Consider the following 17,538-nt stretch of genomic DNA (forward strand, 5'->3'; position numbering starts at 1 on the left):
GGCGAAGTGTGGCGGGGGTGCCGTCAGTTCCCCGTGGACGCCTTGAGGTGGCGCTCCGCGAAGTCCAGTTCCAGCCGTACCTGCTTGATGCGCTCGTCGACGACCAGGGAGCCGTGCCCCGCGTCGTAGCGGTAGACCTCGTGGACCGCGTCACGTGCCTGGAGGCGCTTGACGTAGTTCTCGATCTGGCGGATGGGGCAGCGCGGGTCGTTGACGCCGGCGGAGATGTAGACCGGCGCCTTGACCTGGTCGACGTAGGTCAGCGGCGAGGACGCCTCGAAGCGCTCCGGGACCTCCTCCGGGGTGCCGCCGAGCAGCGTGCGGTCCATGGCCTTCAGGGCCTCCATCTCGTCGTGGTACGCGGTGACGTAGTCCGCCACCGGGACCGCGGCGATGCCCATCGTCCACGCGTCGGGCTGGACGCCGAGGCCGAGGAGCGTGAGGTAGCCGCCCCAGGAGCCGCCGGTCAGGATCAGCCGCTCCGGATCCGCCAGCCCCGAGCTGATCGCCCACTCCCGGACCGCCGCGATGTCCTCCAGCTCGATCAGGCCGACCCGGTGCCTCAGGGCGTCCGTCCAGGCCCGCCCGTAGCCCGTCGAACCGCGGTAGTTGACCCGGACGACCGCGTACCCGTGGTCGACCCAGGCCGCCGGGCCCGCCGCGAACGAGTCACTGTCGTGCCAGGTCGGGCCGCCGTGGATGTCGAAGACGGTCGGCAGCGGCCCACTGGCCCCCGCCGGCTTCTGCACAAGTGCGTGGATCCGGCCCCCGGGCCCCTCCACCCACACGTCCTCCACCGGCACCGAGCCGGGCGACTTCATGCCCGGCGGGTCGAGCACCACGCCGCCCGCCGTGGAGCGCACGGACGACGGCTGTGCCGCCGACGACCACAGGTACTCCACGCTGCCGTCCGGCCGGGCCGTCGCCCCCGAGACCGTGCCGGTCGGGGTGGGGACCTTCACCAGCTCGCGCGTGCCCAGGTCGTAGCGGAAGAGCTCGCCGCGCGCCTCGCGGCTGTGCCCGATCAGCAGGCCCGAGCCGTCCGGATACCACTCGGCGCTCACGTCCCCCGGCAGGTCCAGCGCCAGGTCCGTCTCCTCGCCCGTGGCGACGTCCCACACCAGCGGCTCCCAGCGACCGCGCCGCTGGTGCCCGATGAGCAGCCGGGTGTCCCCGTCGACCGGCGCGAAGCCCAGCACCTCAAGGCCCAGCTCGACCGTGCCGCCCTTGGTGTCGTCGAGCTCGGCGACCGGCGTGCCGTCGGGGCGCAGCACGCGCAGCGCGGAGTGCATGGCGTCGCCGTGCTCGGTGTGCTCGACGGCGATCAGCGATCCGTCGCGGGAGAGGTCGCCCACACCCGCCGACTCACGGTGCCGGTAGATCTCCACCGGCGCCTCGCCCACGCGCGCGAGATGGATGGTCGTACCGTCCTCGTCGGTGGACCGTCCCACCACCGCCGTCCGCCCGTCCCGGCCGAGCGCGAGGCCTGCGGGGTAGGACGGGTCGAGGCCCGGGACGGCCAGCTCGTCCTCCCCGCCCGTGAAGGGCTGGCGGCGCCACACGCCGAACTCGTCGCCGTCCTTGTCGTCGAACCACCAGATCCACCCGCCGTCCGGGGAGAGCAGGCCGTCCGTCGTGCCGTTCGGCCGGTTCGTCACCTGGCGCTGCTCACCCGTCGCACGATCCCAGGCGTACAGCTCGTACGTCCCCGTCGCGTTGGACACGAACAGGGAGTGGTCGGGGGCGTCCTCCGCCCAGTCGGGCAGTGACACCCGCGGCGCCCGGAAGCGCTTCTCCCAGTTCGGCATGGCCTCGCGCCGCTCGGGCGAGGGGGACCCGTTGCTCTCAGTCATGACCCCATACTGCCCGCCCCGGCCCGCATCCCGCTCCCGAGGTCCCCAGCCTGTGGATAACTTCGGGACCCCGCGCCCCACGCGGCCCCGCGCCCCCCGTACCTTAGGGGCGTGTACCGGTTTCTGCTGACGCCCCGATGGTGGGGGATCAACCTCTTCGTGCTGCTCGCCATCCCCTTCTGCGTCTTCATGGGGTCCTGGCAGCTGAGCCGGTTCGAGGCACGGATCGAGGATCACCGCAGCGCCGAGGAGCAGGCCGCCTCGGACGGGAAGCAGGCCGCCCGGCCGCTGGACGAGCTGCTGCCCGTCGACAAGGAGACCTCCGGCGACCCGACGACCGTCGAAGGCCGGTACGGGGAGCAGCTGCTCGTGCCGGGCCGGGAGCTGGACGGCGAGCGGGGCTACTACGTGCTGACCCTGCTGCGCACCGACGGCGGCAAGGCCCTGCCCGTGGTGCGGGGCTGGCTGCCCGGTGAGCCCGGCTCGGCCGAGGTGCCCGCACCGCCGCGTGGCGAAGTGACCGTCACCGGCGCGCTCCAGGCCTCGGAGAACCCCGGCGAGAACGGCGTCAGCGCGCGGGCCGGGCTGCCGGCCGGCCAGACCGGGGCGATCAGCGCGGCCTCGCTGGTGAACCTCGTGCCGTACGACCTCTACGACGCGTGGGTCACGCTCGACAAGGGCGACTCCGGGATGAGGGCCGTGCCGGTGAGCGCGGCCCCGGACACCGGGCTCGACCTCAAGGCCTTCCAGAACCTGGGGTACACCGGCGAGTGGTTCGTCTTCGCCGGGTTCGTGGTGTTCATGTGGTTCCGGTTGTTCCGCCGTGAGGTGGAGTTCGTCCGCGACGCCGAGATGGGGCTCCTGGCCGCGGACACTCCCCCGGGCGCTCTCCCCGACTCCGCGCGGGTGACCGCCTCGGACGCCTACGAGACCGACAGCACGCCCGTCCGGTAGACCGTCCCCGCGCACGCGTTGGGCACCGTCGCCGAGACCGTGGGGGACCCGGCCTCCGCCGTGTAGGAGACGACGACGCTGCCGTCCTCCGTGCCGACCTCGGTCATCAGCTGCGTCGACGTGCCCGTGTCGCCGCCCGTGGAGCTGCCCGACGTCGTCCCGGGGTTGTCCGTGGGCGTCGGGTCGGGCGAGGGGCCGCCGGTCTCGCCGCCGTTGTCACCGCCGGGGTCGGTCGGGCAGGTCTCCGAGGGCACCCAGGCGAACCGCACCTCGTAGGCCGAGCCCGGCTCCAGCACCAGCTGCGGGACCTCGAGCGCCGGGTCGGGCAGGCCGGCCGCCGCGTCGCCCGCCGTGTGCGCGGCGACGCTGATCTTGGTGGCGTCCGCCGCGCCCTGCGCGAGCGGGGTCACCGCGCCGGCGCCGCCGACCGTACACGCGGCGGTGGAGACGTTGGTGATCCGGAACGTGCCGTACACCGCCCCGGCCGAGTCGGCGACCGCGGCGGTCGCGGTGGCCGAGCCGAGCTGGGCCGTCGTGCAGACCGGGGCCGTGACCGCGCTGGTCGCCGACGGGTAGACATCGTCGGTGCTGTCGTCGACGACACCACTGCCCGGGGTGGCGCCGGTGCCCTTGTCGTCCTTCTCGGGGCTGTCCTGGCCCTTGTCCTGGGCCGTGCCCGTGGACCCGCCAGAGGTGCCGCCCGTGCCGTCGGTGCTTCCGCCCTCGCTCGCGCCGCCCTGCGTCTGCGCGCCGTGGCCGGCGATAGAGGGGTTGGCGTCGGGGCCGGTGGAGTTGGAGACGTGCACCAGCGCGGGCACGGCGGTGCACACGAAGAGCGCCGCCGCAGCCATGCCGACGGCGGCCTGCCGCTTGCGCGCCCGGCGTGCGGGCACCGCCCGCCGCAGATGGTCCAGCGTGCCGTCGCGCGGCTCGATCTCCTGCACCGCGTCATGCAGCATCCTGCGCAGTGCCAGCTCGTCCGAGTCGAGCCCTTCGGGGCTCTGGTCGTCGAGGCCGTGGTTCACAGTTCCGTTCCCAGCGTGCGGTTGCTTCGGCTCCTGCTCGTGCGCCTCGGTGGGCTCACGCAAGATATCGGACGAGGAGTCGTCGGACGCCTCACGCGCCCGGCCCCACCGCGCGGACTCCCCCCGCTCACGAGGCTCCCCGGTCATGCCGGCGCCTCCATGGCTATCCGTAGCGCCGCGATGCCACGGGAGCCGTACGCCTTCACCGAGCCCAGCGAGATGCCGAGCGTCTGGGCGACCTGTGCCTCGGTCATGTCCGCGAAGTAGCGCAGGACCAGAACCTCGCGCTGCCGGCGCTGCAGCCCCTTCATCGCCTTGATGAGGGAGTCCCGCTCCAGCTGGTCGTACGCCCCCTCCTCGGCGCTCGCCATGTCCGGCATCGGCTTGGAGAGCAGCTTGAGGCCGAGGATGCGGCGGCGCAGCGCGGAGCGCGAGAGGTTGACGACCGTCTGGCGCAGATAGGCGAGGGTCTTCTCGGGGTCCCGGACGCGCTTGCGGGCGGAGTGGACGCGGATGAAGGCCTCCTGGACCACGTCCTCGCAGGAGGCCGTGTCGTCGAGGAGGAGCGCGGCGAGACCGAGCAGCGACCGGTAGTGCGTGCGGTAGGTCTCGGTGAGGTGGTCGACGGTGGTGCCGGCCGCCGCTGCGTCCTCGGCACCGTCACGCTGACCGGGGATGCGGGCGGGCCGCGCTGCGGGCATGGGCGCGATCACCGGCATGCCGCCGGCCGTGCCGGGCATGCGGGTGCGTGCGGGCCGCCGGGGCGGCCGTAGGGCCGCGCCGCCGGCCACCGCGGGGAAGTCGAGTACCTCTGCCACGCCAGTTGGACACGTTCACCCCCGTCAGGGTTGTACGTGCCGGACGTCACTCTTGTTCTCGCGTCAGGCAGCACGACTGACGGTGCCCCATATGCCCTCATGAGTCCCGCTCTTCCCCTATGTCCCATACGAGCGAGCGTCCCCACGCCCACTCATCGGCGTCCCCACGCCTCGGATCAAACGCGTCCCACAGCCCAGGAAGGGCGACGGCATAGACGCTCCCCGGCCCCCGCACGGTTGCGGAGGCCGGGGAGGAAAATCCTTACGTTGATCCTACAAATAGATCAGGACATCGCCAGGGGCAATTTTCCCTCACGTCATCTCGGCGGCCACCAGCTCCGCGATCTGAGCGGTGTTCAGCGCGGCACCCTTGCGCAGGTTGTCCCCGCACACGAAGAGCTCCAGAGCGGTCGGGTCGTCCAGCGCCCGCCGCACCCGCCCGACCCACGTCGGATCGGTGCCCACCACGTCGGCGGGGGTCGGGAACTCGCCGGCCGCCGGATCGTCGCAGAGCACCACACCCGGCGCGGTGGCGAGGATCTCCCGCGCCCGGTCCACCGTCACCTCGTCCTCGAAGCGGGCGTGCACGGTCAGCGAGTGCACGGTCACCACCGGCACCCGGACACAGGTCACGGCGACGGGCAGCTTCGGCAGGCCGAGGATCTTGCGGGACTCGTCCCGCACCTTCATCTCCTCCGACGACCAGCCGTCCTCCCGCACGGACCCGGCCCACGGCACGACGTTCAGCGCGACCGGCTCCGGGAAGGGTCCGGTGTTGTCCCCCACGGCCCGCCGTACGTCGCCCGGGCTCGTCCCCAGCTCCGTACCGGCCACCAGGGCCAGCTGCTGCCGCAGCGTCTCGACGCCCGCCCGCCCGGCGCCGCTCACCGCCTGGTACGACGAGACCACGAGCTCGCGCAGGCCGAACTCGGCGTGCAGCGCGCCCAGAGCGACGATCATGGACAGCGTGGTGCAGTTCGGGTTGGCGAGGATGCCGCGCGGCCGGGCCCGCACCGTGTGCGGGTTGACCTCCGGCACGACCAGCGGCACGTCCGGGTCCATCCGGAAGGCGGCGGAGTTGTCCACGACCACCACGCCCTTGGCCGCGGCGATCGGCGCCCAGTGCGCGGCGACCTCGTCGGGGACGTCGAACACGGCGATGTCGACCCCGTCGAAGACCGCCTCGGACAGGGCCACCACCTCGACCTCCTCACCCCGCACGGCCAGCTTGCGGCCTGCCGAGCGCGGCGAGGCGACGAGACGGATCTCGCCCCAGATGTCCGCGTGCTGGGACAGGATCTGGAGCATGACCGTGCCGACGGCTCCGGTCGCCCCCACGACCGCGAGCGTCGGTCGTCCGGTCATCGGCCTGTGCCCCCATAGACCACGGCCTCGTCGCTGTCGGAGTCGAGTCCGAAAGCGGTGTGCACGGCGCGCACGGCCTCGGCCACGTCGTCGGCGCGGGTGACGACCGAGATACGGATCTCGGAGGTCGAGATCAGCTCGATGTTGACCCCGGCGTCGCTGAGCGCCTCGAAGAAGGCGGCCGTGACGCCCGGGTTGGTCTTCATCCCCGCGCCCACGAGCGAGATCTTGCCGATCTGGTCGTCGTAGCGCAGCGAGTCGAAGCCGATGCCCGGCTTGTTCTTCTCCAGCGCGTCGATGGCCTTGCGGCCCTCGGTCTTCGGCAGCGTGAACGAGATGTCCGTGAGCCCGGTGGAGGCGGCGGACACGTTCTGCACGACCATGTCGATGTTGATCTCGGCATCGGCGATCGTGCGGAAGATCGCGGCGGCCTCGCCCGGCTTGTCCGGCACGCCGACGACCGTGACCTTGGCCTCGGAGGTGTCGTGCGCGACACCGGAGATGATGGCCTGCTCCACGTGCTCTTCCCCTTGCTCGATCGGCTCGCTGCTGACCCACGTGCCCTGCAGCCCGCTGAAGCTGGAGCGGACGTGGATCGGGATGTTGTAGCGGCGCGCGTACTCCACGCAGCGGTGGAGCAGCACCTTCGACCCGGACGCCGCCAGTTCGAGCATGTCCTCGAAGGAGATCCAGTCGATCTTCCGGGCCTTCTTCACCACCCGCGGGTCGGCGGTGAACACACCGTCGACGTCCGTGTAGATCTCGCAGACCTCGGCGTCCAGCGCGGCGGCCAGCGCGACCGCAGTGGTGTCGGAGCCGCCGCGGCCCAGCGTGGTGATGTCCTTGGTGTCCTGGCTGACGCCCTGGAAACCGGCCACGATGGCGATGTTGCCCTCGTTCAGCGAGTCCCGGATCCGGCCCGGTGTGACATCGATGATCCGGGCTTTGTTGTGGACCGAGTCGGTGATGACACCTGCCTGGCTTCCGGTGAAGGACTGGGCCGAGTGGCCCAGGTTTTTGATCGCCATGGCCAGCAGGGCCATGGAGATCCGCTCTCCGGCCGTCAGCAGCATGTCGAGCTCGCGGCCGGCAGGAATCGGGGATACCTGCTCGGCGAGATCGATCAGCTCGTCCGTCGTGTCGCCCATCGCGGAAACCACGGCCACCACCTGGTGGCCGTTCTTCTTGGCTTCCACGATCCGCTTGGCGACGCGCTTGATGCCCTCGGCATCGGCTACGGAGGAGCCTCCGTACTTCTGCACGACAAGGCCCACGTGCGCTCCTCGCTCAGTCCGTCGTATTTTCCGCAGTCCACAGATACGCACATGCACTGCGGTCGGCTCAGTCTAACGAGCGGCCGAAAATCACCTTCGCGATATCGCATGGTGAGATCTCCGCCGCCCGCTCCGGAGAGGCACATGCCCGCAAGGGCCCGAGGCCACTCGGAAAAGTGCCCCGCATCACAAAGAACACGCGTATCGGAGGCCGTGAATTGACTTTCCAGCGTCGCGCGCTACTTCACCCGCACGCCCAGCGGTGCCGCGATCTCCTGCTGCATGACCTTGCCGGCCTCGATCTCCAGGGTGTCGTCGCCCATGCCCTGGTCGGTGTCCAGGCCGTCCAGCTCCGCCAGCGGCTGGTCGAGGCGGACGTGGATGAGGACGGACTGGAGGGCGCGCAGCGTGGCCGACGCCGTGGGGCCCCAGTTGGAGAAGTAGGAGAACTGCCACCACCACAGGGCCTCGGTGGTGCGGCCGGCGCGGTAGTGGGCCATGCCGTGGCGGAGGTCGGTGATGATGTCGGCCAGGTCGTCGGAGACGCGGGCCGGGACGGGGGCCTCGCGCGGCTCGTAGGGGTCGAACACCTCGGAGTAGACGTCGATCGGCTCCAGCAACCGGGCGAGGTTCTCCCGGAGTTCGTCCACGTCGGGCTCGGGGCCGGAGTCGGGCTCGTAACGCTCGTCCGGGACGATGTCCTCGTGGGCGCCCAAACGGCCGCCTGCCAGCAGGAGCTGGGAGACCTCCAGCAGGAGGAAGGGCACGGCCGAGGCCGGCTCGTCGCCCCTTGCCACCTCGGCGACGGCTACCAGAAAGCTCTCTACCTGGTCCGCGATCTGGACCGCGAAGTCGTCCGGGTCCCGGGTCGTGGAGTGCAGCGTGGCGTCAGACATCTAGGAGTCGTCTCCCCTCGAAGGCGCGGCCGAGGGTCACCTCGTCCGCGTATTCCAGGTCGCCGCCCACTGGGAGGCCGCTGGCCAGGCGGGTGACCTTCAGGCCCATGGGCTTGATCATGCGGGCGAGGTACGTCGCCGTGGCCTCGCCTTCGAGATTGGGGTCCGTGGCCAGGATCAGCTCGGTGACCGTGCCGTCGGCCAGACGGGCCAGCAGTTCTCGTATCCGCAAGTCGTCCGGGCCGACGCCCTCGATGGGGCTGATGGCACCGCCGAGCACGTGGTACCGGCCGCGGAACTCACGCGTGCGCTCGATGGCGACGACGTCCTTGGGCTCCTCGACCACACAGATCACCGCCAGGTCGCGACGGCTGTCACGGCAGATCCCGCACAGCTCCTCCTGCGCGACGTTGCCACAGATGGCGCAGAAGCGGACCTTCGCCTTGACCTCCAGAAGGGCGTGCGCGAGCCGGCGGACGTCCGTCGGCTCGGCCTGCAGCACGTGGAAGGCGATCCGCTGGGCGCTCTTGGGACCGACGCCGGGAAGCCGCCCCAGTTCGTCGATGAGGTCCTGGACCACGCCTTCGTACAACGGACTGCCGCCCTTCCTCAGTGTTGTTGGTACGTACGGTAGTTTCCCGCGGCCCGTCTTAGAAGGGCAGTCCGGGAATGCCACCGCCGCCGAGACCCTGGGCCAGCGGGCCCAGCTTCTGCTGCTGGAGGGTCTGCGCGTTCTCGTTGGCCGCGTGCACGGCCGCCACGATCAGGTCGGCGAGGGTCTCGGTGTCCTCCGGGTCCACCGCCTTCGGGTCGATCCGCAGGGCGCGCAGCTCCCCCGCGCCGGTCACCGTGGCCTGCACCAGACCGCCGCCCGCCTGGCCGTCGACCTCGGTCTGCGCCAGTTCCTCCTGCGCCTTCGCCAGGTCCTGCTGCATCTTCTGGGCCTGCTGCAGCAGCTGCTGCATGTTGGGCTGGCCACCACCGGGGATCACGATCAGCTCCTCCTCCAGGGCTCACGATCACGGGATTTTCCCGCTCAGCACGAGCCTACGTGGTCCACGCGGCCGTCGCCCCAGCACTCTTTCGAGTGAGAGGACTGCATTTCCTATACCTGATCAAGGCCCACTTCCGGGCGGAAAACAGGGGAAGCAGGCCCTTCGCCACCCATTGGGCGGTAGGAAGGGTCACGGCGCATCGGCGTCACCATCAGGCGGGACGTCGTGACGACGGGTGCGCCGTAACGATGTGTCACGCACCGTGATCAGTTGTGGTCGATAGGGAGTGCCGGGTGGGTCAGCCGGAGATGCAGCCCGAGGGTCCGCCTCAGGACGGGCGGGGCGAGGGTGCGGCCGGGCTGCGGCCGGGCGATCTGGCCGGGCGGTCGTTTCCGCTCGGGGACTGGGCGGAGCCCGCCCTGCGCCTGGACGAGCTGTACCGGTGGGTGGAGCGGGGGGCGCTGGACACGGCGGCCTGGTATCTCGCCGACCGGGTGTGGAAGCGGCGGCAGGCCCGGGTGCTGCGGTGCGGAGCGGCGGTGGGGGCCGTGACCGCGGCCGCGCTGCCGTTCCTCGACCTGACCGGCGTGGTGGGCGGGGTGGCGCCCTGGGGGTATCTGGCGCTGCTGCTCGGGGTGTCCTGCGTGGCGGTGGACCGGTACTTCGGGGTGACGTCCGGGTGGATGAGGGACGTGGCGACCGCGCAGGCCGTGCAGCGCAGGTTGCAGGCGTTGCAGTTCGACTGGGCGGCGGAGAGCGTGCGGGAGGTGCTGGGGCCCACCGAGGGGACGGCCGGGGAGGCGGCCGAGCGGTGCCTGGGGGTGCTGCGGAGGTTCTCGGAGGACGTCACCGAGCTGGTGCGTACGGAGACGGCGGACTGGATGGGCGAGTTCCGGTCCGGGCCGGCGCTCGGCATCCAGTCCGCGCTGGCCTCGGGAGGCCGGCCTGAGGGCACGGGCGGGCAGGGCAGGTTCCCGTTGCCCCCGGGAGCGGCGGCCCGCCCCAACATGCCCCGGCAGCGGCCGCCCGAGCCGCGCTGACCTGCGCGCGGGCGCCCTGCCGCGGCACCCGTGAGGGCGTCAGCCGCACAGGCCCGGGTCGCGCAGGCACGGCAGGTGCCCCTTGTTCCGGATGACGTTCTGGCTGGTGGACTCGTCGACGTAGGCGAGGAAGCTGGCGGCGAGGGAGCCGGGCTGGGGCGTGCCGTAGGTATAGGCGTACTCGACGTCCTTGTACGGGTAACGGCTGCCGCCCAGCTCGATCTGCCGGTCGTCGGGCCGGTCGCCGCCCAGGGGCACCCTGTTCACGTCGTGGCCCCGCTCCCTGGCGAGGCTGAGTTCGCTGTAGCCGATGGCGCCGGGCTGTTCCACGACCTTGTCCAGCACGGCGCGGGTCGAGCCGAGTTCGCAGCGCGTGACGGTGTCACCGGCCGACGCGGACGGCCGGCAGTCCAGTGACGTGCTCGGCGCCTGTTCCCAGCCGCGCAGCACCCGGTCCTGGAAGATCTGCCGCGTGCCCGACTCGTCCCCCCGGCTGACCAGGACGATCGGCAGGTCCGCGATCTCCTGGACACCGGGGACGACCTGCCCCCAGCGCTGGTACCGGCCCGCGTAGATGTCCCGCACCTCGTCCAGGGACAGTCCGTGCGGGCCGAGTTCGACGTCCTTGTGGACGACGAGGGTGAAGACGGAGAGCGCGATGGGCTCTCCCGTCAGGTCCCAGCGTTCGCCCATCGGGCCGTCCGAGAAGGCGATCATCGACCGGGCGGCGTTCTTCGAATGCCCGCCCAGCTCGGCGAGTGCGGCGACGCCGTCCTCGCTGCCGCGCGCCTCGACCGCGATGTCGGCGCCCTCGCACTTGTTCTCGTACTGCTCGGCGAGCGTGCTGACGACGGGCTCGAAGGCGGTCGAGCCCGTCACCCGCAGCTCGCCCTGCTCGCACTCGATCGGGTTGCCGTCGCGCAGCACGATGATGCCGGCGAGGAGGATCAGGGCGAGGGTGAGCGCGGCGCTGAGCAGCCGGGCCGGGGGGCTGAACGTGCGCTGCTTCTCGTCGGGCTTGGGGGCGCTGTTGCGGTGGACCTTTCCGTCCCGGAGGCCCCCGATCAGCCTGACCTCCCCTTCCGCCGGCCCGCCGGAGAGCAGCACGAGCAGCTTGAAGTGGTCGCCCGGGTTGAGCGGGACGCGGGGGATGGTCACGGTGCTGCCGACGTGCTCGAAGCCGTTGGCGTTCGTGAAGTGGCTGTTGATGTGGTCGATGCCGGACGGCTGGGTGACCGCGACGGCCTGGACCGTGCGTCCCGTGAAGTCGGCGGTCAGGCCGTGGACCTCGGACGAGGTGTAGTCGTTGTCGGCGACGCTCTGGGAGCCGTCGTTCTCGATGCGCAGCAGGACCAGCGAGGCGTCGGCCATGTTGGGTACGTCGAAGTCGCCGAGGCGGGGGTTGGACGAGCCGTCGCCTATGGGGCTGTCCATCTGCACGCGGTAGCCGATCAGCTTGCGGCGTGGCACGCGGCGGTCGTAGAGGAACATCACGATCGGCACGAAGAGACCGAGGACGGACGTGCCGATGGCGATGACGTTCTCGATGTTCAGCCACTCCACTGGTGGTCCCCCGCCACTCCCAGAGCTCAGATGGTGGGGTCACCGTACGTCTGTCCGAACCGCCCGTCAGGGCCCTCCCGTCAATGTTCGCCGGGCGTTCAACTTCCTCACGGAACCCGTGACTTCTACCGTCTCCCGGCACCCGTCACGGGCGCCGGTACGTCAGTTCCTCCCCGGTGGTCCCGTTCACGCGCTGGAGGCTGCCGTCCGGCTGAAGGGTGATCTCGGTGGCCGCGCCCGGTGTGCAGGCGGTCGGCGGTTCGCCGACCGTCACCGTGGACGGGCCGACCCGCACCGGACCGTCCGTGCCAGGCTGCTCCGCCAACTCCGCCTGGAAAACGCAGTGGTAGCTGCCGCCGTCCTCGGCGGGCCCGTCCGCCACGAGGGACAGGACGGTGTCGCCGACCTCGCCCTGCTGGAGGGTGAGCCGCCGGGTGTGCTGCCCGCTCGCGTTGTCGATCGTGGTCGTCCAGGTGCCGAGGTAGCCGGTGGGTATCCCCCCGTCGGCGGGCGGGGACGAGGCCGGTGACGAGGGCTCGGGCGCCGGGGTGGACGCCTCGGGGCCGGCCGTTCCGGGGGAGCTGACGGGCGCGGTGGCGGTCGGGCCGGCCTGCGGGCTCTCGCTGCCGTCCATCAGCGCGTACACCGTCCCGCCGGCGGCGAGCGCGACGACCACGGCCATGGCGACCAGCGCGACGGTGGTGCGGCCGCTTCTGCGCTCCGGGGTGCCGGTGGGCAGCGTGCCGTAGGGAGAGGTGGCACCGGGACCACCGCCGTACGGACCGCCGCCGTAGGGGCCGTTGCCGTAGGAGCCGTTCGTGTGGGGGGCGTCGGCGTAGGGGCCGGCGTGGTGCGGGGCGCCCGCGTACGGGCCGCCGGCCGGCGCGCCGCCGTTCTCGGGGCCGTGCACCGGGACGTACGGCGGTGGCGGCCCCGCGGCCGGTGCGGAGCCGGTGCCCTGGGGCTGCTGGGGCTGCTGGGGCTGCTGGGGCTGCTGGGGATGGCCGTACCCCTGCTGTGGATAGCCGTACGCCGGATGCGGCGGGGCCGGTGGCGCGGTGCTCTGGGCGGCGGCCTGCGTGGGCATCCGGTCCAGCGGCTGCGGCCCCGGATCCTGCGTCACGGCCGCCGGTGCCGCCTCGTCGGCGGCGGACGCGTGCTCGGGTGAGGTGCCCCGGTCGGCGTCGGCGCCCCCGGCCGCCTCCGGGTCCTCCGTGTCCAGCAACCGCACCGCGTGCCGCCCGAGTTGGGCGACCAGCGCGCCCGGCAGCCAGGGGTCCCGGGAGCGCCCGCTGGTGACGGTGTCCTCCGCGCCCGTGCGGCGCAGGATGTCGTCCAGCGAGGGCCGGGCGTCCGGCTCCTTGCGCAGGCAGTGACGTACGAGGTCGGCGAGGCCCTCGGGCACGCCGTCCAGGTCGGGTTCCTCCTGGGCGATGCGGAACATCAGGGCGTGCACCCCGCTGTCGGCGCCGCCGAACGGGAGGTGGCCGGTGGCGGCGTAGGCGAGGACGGAGCCGAGGCAGAACACGTCGCAGGCGGCTGTGATGCGGTCGCCGCGCACCTGCTCGGGCGCCATGAAGCCGGGCGAGCCGACGAGCGCACCGGTCCGGGTCAGTCCGCCGTCCGTCACGGTCTCCATCGCCCGCGCGATCCCGAAGTCGATGACCCTGGGGCCGTCGATGGTGACGAGCACGTTCGACGGCTTGAGGTCCCGGTGCACGATCCCGGCGGCGTGGATGTCCCGCAGCGCGTGCGCGAGCCCGGCCGCCATGATGCGTACCGAACGCTCGGGCAGCGCCCCGTGGTCCCGCCCGACCACCTGTTGCAGGCTCGGACCGGCGACATAGCCGGTGGCCACCCACGGCACGGCCGCCTCGGTGTCGGCGTCGAGCACGGGCGCGGTCCAGTGGCCGCCGACCTGCCGCGCCGCCTGCACCTCCTGCCGGAACCGCGCGCGGAACTCCTCCTGCGCGGCGAGCTCGCCCCGCACCAGCTTGACCGCGACGGTCCGCCCCCGGTCCGAACGCGCCAGATACACCTGCCCCATGCCGCCGGCGCCGAGCCGCGCCAGCAGCCGGTAGGCACCGATCCGCGGTGGATCCCCAGGCCTCAGTCTGTCCACGGCGAACCCCTCCCCCAACCACCCTGTGCGTTGACCGAAGAATAATGCGGCGAAACGGGGAGACGACGCGTCCGCTTTCCACGGTTCCGTGACGGGGGCCGTACCGGGGGTCCGTGACGACGGTTCCCCGGCGGAAGCCGGGCTCCGGTGACGGCGCGCGGCCCTACGGCTCGGCGTCGGCGGCCGGCCTCCCCACCTCGTCGAGCACCCGCGACAGCCGCTCCAGCATCCGTACCGTCGCCTCGAACTCCTCCTCCCCCAGCGCCTGGGCCAGCCGGTCCGCGAACTCCGCGTGCCCGGGGTCGATGCGGCGCACCGCGGCGAAGCCCGCCTCGGTGGGGGCGAGGAGCTTGGCGCGGCGATGCGCCGGGTTGGGGCGGTATTCGGCCAGCCCTCGTTCGACCAGCAGGTCGGCGATGCGCTGGACGCTCTGCCGGGTGATGCCCATGGCCCGGGCGATCCCGGCGACGGGCAGCGGCTCGGGCAGCACCGCGCCCAGCACCTGCCACCAGGCCGCCGTGAGCCCGGCCGGGCTCGCCAGTTCCTCCGCCACCGCGAGGAACTGGCCGTTGAGCCGGAAGACGCCGAGCGCACCCCGGCTGAACAGGTCCTGCCGTCGCCGGCTCACCGCGCGCCCGCCTGTTCGAGGATGGCGTAGGCCTCGGCGTCGGAGTCGTGGAACAGCCGGTACCAGGCGTCCAGCACCTCACCCTCGTACACCCCGAGCAGCCCGAGGATCTCCCGCGCGAAGGCGACCGGCTCGGTCGGTCCGGCGGTGATCAGGCCGCGGTCGGTGACCGCGTCGGCGTCGACGTACCGTTCGCCGCCCCGGTAGCCGGTGGCGGCGAGGTAGAAGGAGATCGCGCTGGTGTGGTCCCGGTCGTCGAGCAGGCCCTCGTGGGCGAGCCCGGCGGTGGCCCCGCAGATCGCGGCGACGGGCACCCTGGCGGCCAGGAACTCGCGGGCCTTGCGGGCGACCGGGGCGAGGACGTCGCCGCCCGCCGCGGTAGCGGCTGATGTCCCGGTCCAGAGGTCGGCGCCCGGGAGGATCAGCAGGGAGCTGTCCTCGGGCCGCAGGCCGTCCAGGGCCAGGTCGGGCCGGACGCACAGGCCGCCGAGGCTGGTGACCGGGTCGGTGGTGACGCCGACGGTGCGGATCCGGTGGCCGGCGCGGGCGAGATACGCCGTCGCGTGGCCGGTCTCCCAGTCGGCGAACGTGTCGTAGACGGCCAGGTGGACGGGCTTGCGGCTGCTGTTCATGACTCCTCCTCGGGTCATGCGGCGAACGCCTTATGACAGGATGCTGTCATTCACGACAGCATCCTGTCAATGAGGTCCGACGGTCACCGTCGACAATCTGTCGCGGATTACGCGAGACCCCATACAGGACGCCGATGTCGCGTCCGCATCCCGGACATTTACCCTCGGCGGCATGACCCCTCAGCCCCATTCCGCCACCGGCGCCGCCGTGAAGGCCGCGGACCGCGCGCACGTGTTCCACTCCTGGTCCGCGCAGGAGCTCATCGACCCGCTCGCCGTCGCCGGTGCGGAAGGGTCGTACTTCTGGGACTACGACGGCAACCGCTACCTCGACTTCACCAGCGGCCTCGTCTACACCAACATCGGCTACCAGCACCCGAAGGTCGTCGCCGCGATCCAGGAACAGGCCGCGACCCTGTCCACCTTCGCGCCCGCCTTCGCCGTCGAGGCCCGCTCCGAGGCCGCCCGCCTGATAGCCGAGCGCACGCCCGGCGACCTCGACAAGATCTTCTTCACCAACGGCGGCGCCGATGCCGTCGAGCACGCGGTGCGGATGGCGCGGCTGCACACCGGCCGGCCGAAGGTCCTCTCGGCGTACCGCTCGTACCACGGCGGCACCCAGCAGGCCGTGAACATCACCGGCGACCCGCGCCGCTGGGCCAACGACAGCGGCACCTCCGGCGTCGTGCGCTTCTGGGCGCCCTTCCTGTACCGCTCCCGCTTCTACGCCGAGACCGAGGAGCAGGAGTGCGCCCGGGCGCTGGAGCACCTGGAGACCACGATCGCCTTCGAGGGCCCGGCGACCGTCGCGGCGATCATCCTGGAGACGATCCCGGGCACCGCGGGGATCATGGTGCCGCCGCCGGGGTATCTGGCGGGTGTCCGCGAGATCTGCGACAAGTACGGCATCGTCTTCGTCCTCGACGAGGTGATGGCGGGCTTCGGACGCACCGGTGAGTGGTTCGCGGCGGACCTGTCCGGCGTCGTGCCGGACCTGATGACCTTCGCCAAGGGCGTGAACTCCGGCTACGTGCCGCTCGGCGGCGTCGCCATCTCCGCGGAGATCGCCGCGACCTTCGGCAAGCGGCCCTACCCGGGCGGTCTGACCTACTCCGGCCATCCCCTCGCCTGCGCCGCCGCCGTCGCGACGATCGACGTCATGGCCGCGGAGGGCGTCGTCGAGAACGCGGCGCGGCTCGGCGCCGACGTCGTCGGTCCGGCGCTGCGGGAGCTGGCGGAGCGGCACCCCTGCGTGGGCGAGGTGCGCGGCACCGGCATGTTCTGGGCCCTGGAGCTGGTGCGGAACAAGGAGACCCGCGAGCCGCTGGTGCCGTACATCGCGGCCGGTGAGGCCAACGCGCCGATGGCCGCGTTCGCGGCGGCGGCGAAGGCGGGCGGGGTGTGGCCGTTCGTGAACATGAACCGGACGCACGTCGTGCCGCCGTGCAACGTGACCGAGGCGGAACTGAAGGAGGGGCTGGCGGCGCTGGACGCGGCCCTGTCGGTGGCCGACGAGCACACCGAGTAAGCGCCTGCCGGGATCCGACCGCGTATGGTGGCGTGCTCGTGGACCCGCACCACGAGCACGCCCCCCGCACGCGACGAGGAGACCGCCCGACCATGCCCGGCAACGGCGCCGTGACCCGCAGCACCCTGCGGCAGCAGATCGCGGACGCGCTACGCGACGAGGTGCTGGCCGGGCGGCTGCAGCCGGGGCAGGAGTTCACGGTCAAGGAGATCGCCGACCAGTACGGGGTCTCCGCGACGCCGGTCCGCGAGGCGCTGGTCGACCTGTCCGCGCAAGGCCTGCTCGACGCGCTCCAGCACCGCGGTTTCCGGGTGCGTGAGTACTCCTTCGCCGACTTCCGCGGGCTGGTCGAGGCGCGGAGTCTGGTCATAGACGGCATGTTCCACGCCCTGGAGCAGGGCCTCGGCGGTCCGCCACGGTTCCAGGATCCCGGCGACCCGTACACGGCGGCCGCGCTCGCGGGCGTGCGGCGGCGCGGTGAGGAGGCGCAGCGCGCCGCGGGCGCCGGGGACCTCACCGTGCTGATCGGCTACGACCTGCGTTTCTGGCGCGAGTTGGGCAGCCTGTTCGGCAACCCCTACCTGGTGGACTTCCTGCACCGGCTGCGCGTGCAGTCCTGGGTGTGCGCGGTGCAGCAGCTGCGCCGGCTCCCCGATCTGCGCGGTCATCTGTGGGCCGGCCACACCGAACTGATCGACGCGCTGTCCCGGCGCGACGTCGACGCCGCGCGCTCCATCGTCGCCGCGCACAACGCGCACGCGCTGGCTCTCGTCGAGCGGCTGGTCAACGGCTGACGTGGGTATGGGACCTGCACACGGGGCCCGCCCCGCAGCACACGGATTACT

At 72.1% G+C, this 17,538-nt stretch carries 16 protein-coding genes; 4 read left to right on the forward strand and 12 right to left on the reverse strand.

From position 1 onward, the window contains the following. Positions 1-23: 23 nt before the first annotated feature. The gene (locus tag ACFV6X_RS09385) at positions 24-1,853 is read right to left on the reverse strand and encodes a prolyl oligopeptidase family serine peptidase (protein ID WP_385379971.1); all 1,830 of its coding nucleotides are present in this window, start codon (positions 1,851-1,853) and stop codon (positions 24-26) included. A gap of 111 nt (positions 1,854-1,964) precedes the next feature. Between ACFV6X_RS09385 and ACFV6X_RS09390 the strand changes: the two genes are divergently transcribed. After that, the gene (locus tag ACFV6X_RS09390) at positions 1,965-2,807 is read left to right on the forward strand and encodes an SURF1 family protein (RefSeq protein ID WP_385379974.1); all 843 of its coding nucleotides are present in this window, start codon (positions 1,965-1,967) and stop codon (positions 2,805-2,807) included. On the opposite strand, the gene ACFV6X_RS09395 is transcribed toward ACFV6X_RS09390, so the two are convergent. The 7 genes from ACFV6X_RS09395 to ACFV6X_RS09425 all read right to left on the reverse strand — a co-directional run bounded on the left by ACFV6X_RS09395 (position 2,777) and on the right by ACFV6X_RS09425 (position 9,177). After that, positions 2,777-3,832: a hypothetical protein gene (locus tag ACFV6X_RS09395; RefSeq protein ID WP_385379976.1), complete on the reverse strand. Its 1,056-nt coding sequence runs from the start codon at positions 3,830-3,832 to the stop codon at positions 2,777-2,779. The two genes, ACFV6X_RS09390 and ACFV6X_RS09395, sit on opposite strands and share 31 nt — an antisense overlap. 143 nt (positions 3,833-3,975) lie before the next feature. Then, a complete protein-coding gene (locus ACFV6X_RS09400) occupies positions 3,976-4,551 on the reverse strand; it encodes a SigE family RNA polymerase sigma factor (RefSeq protein ID WP_385380467.1) in 576 nt (191 codons plus the stop codon). Between the two features lie 411 nt (positions 4,552-4,962). Next, positions 4,963-6,015 carry an aspartate-semialdehyde dehydrogenase gene (locus ACFV6X_RS09405; RefSeq protein WP_385379979.1) on the reverse strand — a complete coding sequence of 351 codons (1,053 nt, stop codon included), beginning with the start codon at positions 6,013-6,015 and terminating at the stop codon, positions 4,963-4,965. After that, a complete protein-coding gene (locus tag ACFV6X_RS09410) occupies positions 6,012-7,289 on the reverse strand; it encodes an aspartate kinase (RefSeq protein ID WP_385379982.1) in 1,278 nt (425 codons plus the stop codon). The genes ACFV6X_RS09405 and ACFV6X_RS09410 overlap by 4 nt, the downstream gene beginning before the upstream one ends. 239 nt (positions 7,290-7,528) lie before the next feature. Beyond that, positions 7,529-8,185, reverse strand: coding sequence for a DUF5063 domain-containing protein (locus ACFV6X_RS09415; RefSeq protein WP_385379985.1), 657 nt, complete (start codon positions 8,183-8,185; stop codon positions 7,529-7,531). Then, positions 8,178-8,777, reverse strand: coding sequence for a recombination mediator RecR (recR, locus tag ACFV6X_RS09420; protein WP_385379988.1), 600 nt, complete (start codon positions 8,775-8,777; stop codon positions 8,178-8,180). Before recR ends, ACFV6X_RS09415 begins: the two co-directional genes overlap by 8 nt. Before the next feature lie 58 nt (positions 8,778-8,835). Beyond that, positions 8,836-9,177 (reverse strand): YbaB/EbfC family nucleoid-associated protein, encoded by a 342-nt coding sequence (locus tag ACFV6X_RS09425; RefSeq protein WP_141310988.1) that lies wholly within the window; start codon positions 9,175-9,177, stop codon positions 8,836-8,838. Positions 9,178-9,473: 296 nt separating this feature from the next. Here ACFV6X_RS09425 and ACFV6X_RS09430 point away from each other — a divergent pair, with 296 nt between their 5' ends. Beyond that, positions 9,474-10,220: an SLATT domain-containing protein gene (locus ACFV6X_RS09430; protein ID WP_365452091.1), complete on the forward strand. Its 747-nt coding sequence runs from the start codon at positions 9,474-9,476 to the stop codon at positions 10,218-10,220. A gap of 39 nt (positions 10,221-10,259) precedes the next feature. On the opposite strand, the gene ACFV6X_RS09435 is transcribed toward ACFV6X_RS09430, so the two are convergent. The 4 genes from ACFV6X_RS09435 to ACFV6X_RS09450 all read right to left on the reverse strand — a co-directional run bounded on the left by ACFV6X_RS09435 (position 10,260) and on the right by ACFV6X_RS09450 (position 15,165). Next, on the reverse strand, positions 10,260-11,783 hold the full coding sequence (locus ACFV6X_RS09435; protein ID WP_385379992.1) for a substrate-binding domain-containing protein: 1,524 nt from the start codon (positions 11,781-11,783) through the stop codon (positions 10,260-10,262). A 145-nt stretch (positions 11,784-11,928) separates the two neighbouring features. Continuing rightward, on the reverse strand, positions 11,929-13,905 hold the full coding sequence (locus ACFV6X_RS09440; protein ID WP_385379995.1) for a serine/threonine-protein kinase: 1,977 nt from the start codon (positions 13,903-13,905) through the stop codon (positions 11,929-11,931). 163 nt (positions 13,906-14,068) lie between these two features. Further along, positions 14,069-14,533, reverse strand: a complete 465-nt coding sequence (locus ACFV6X_RS09445) for a MarR family winged helix-turn-helix transcriptional regulator (protein WP_385379998.1) — start codon at positions 14,531-14,533, stop codon at positions 14,069-14,071. Then, positions 14,530-15,165, reverse strand: a complete 636-nt coding sequence (locus ACFV6X_RS09450; RefSeq protein WP_385380000.1) for a DJ-1/PfpI family protein — start codon at positions 15,163-15,165, stop codon at positions 14,530-14,532. Before ACFV6X_RS09450 ends, ACFV6X_RS09445 begins: the two co-directional genes overlap by 4 nt. A gap of 172 nt (positions 15,166-15,337) precedes the next feature. Between ACFV6X_RS09450 and ACFV6X_RS09455 the strand changes: the two genes are divergently transcribed. Together ACFV6X_RS09455 and ACFV6X_RS09460 are read left to right on the forward strand one after the other, a co-directional pair. Continuing rightward, complete coding sequence (locus tag ACFV6X_RS09455) at positions 15,338-16,693, forward strand: aspartate aminotransferase family protein (RefSeq protein ID WP_385380003.1); 1,356 nt, start codon at positions 15,338-15,340, stop codon at positions 16,691-16,693. A 92-nt stretch (positions 16,694-16,785) separates the two neighbouring features. Then, the gene (locus ACFV6X_RS09460; protein WP_385380004.1) at positions 16,786-17,487 is read left to right on the forward strand and encodes a GntR family transcriptional regulator; all 702 of its coding nucleotides are present in this window, start codon (positions 16,786-16,788) and stop codon (positions 17,485-17,487) included. Positions 17,488-17,538 lie beyond the last annotated feature (51 nt).

The organism is Streptomyces sp. NPDC059861 (assembly GCF_042731435.1).
Lineage (GTDB): Bacteria > Actinomycetota > Actinomycetes > Streptomycetales > Streptomycetaceae > Streptomyces.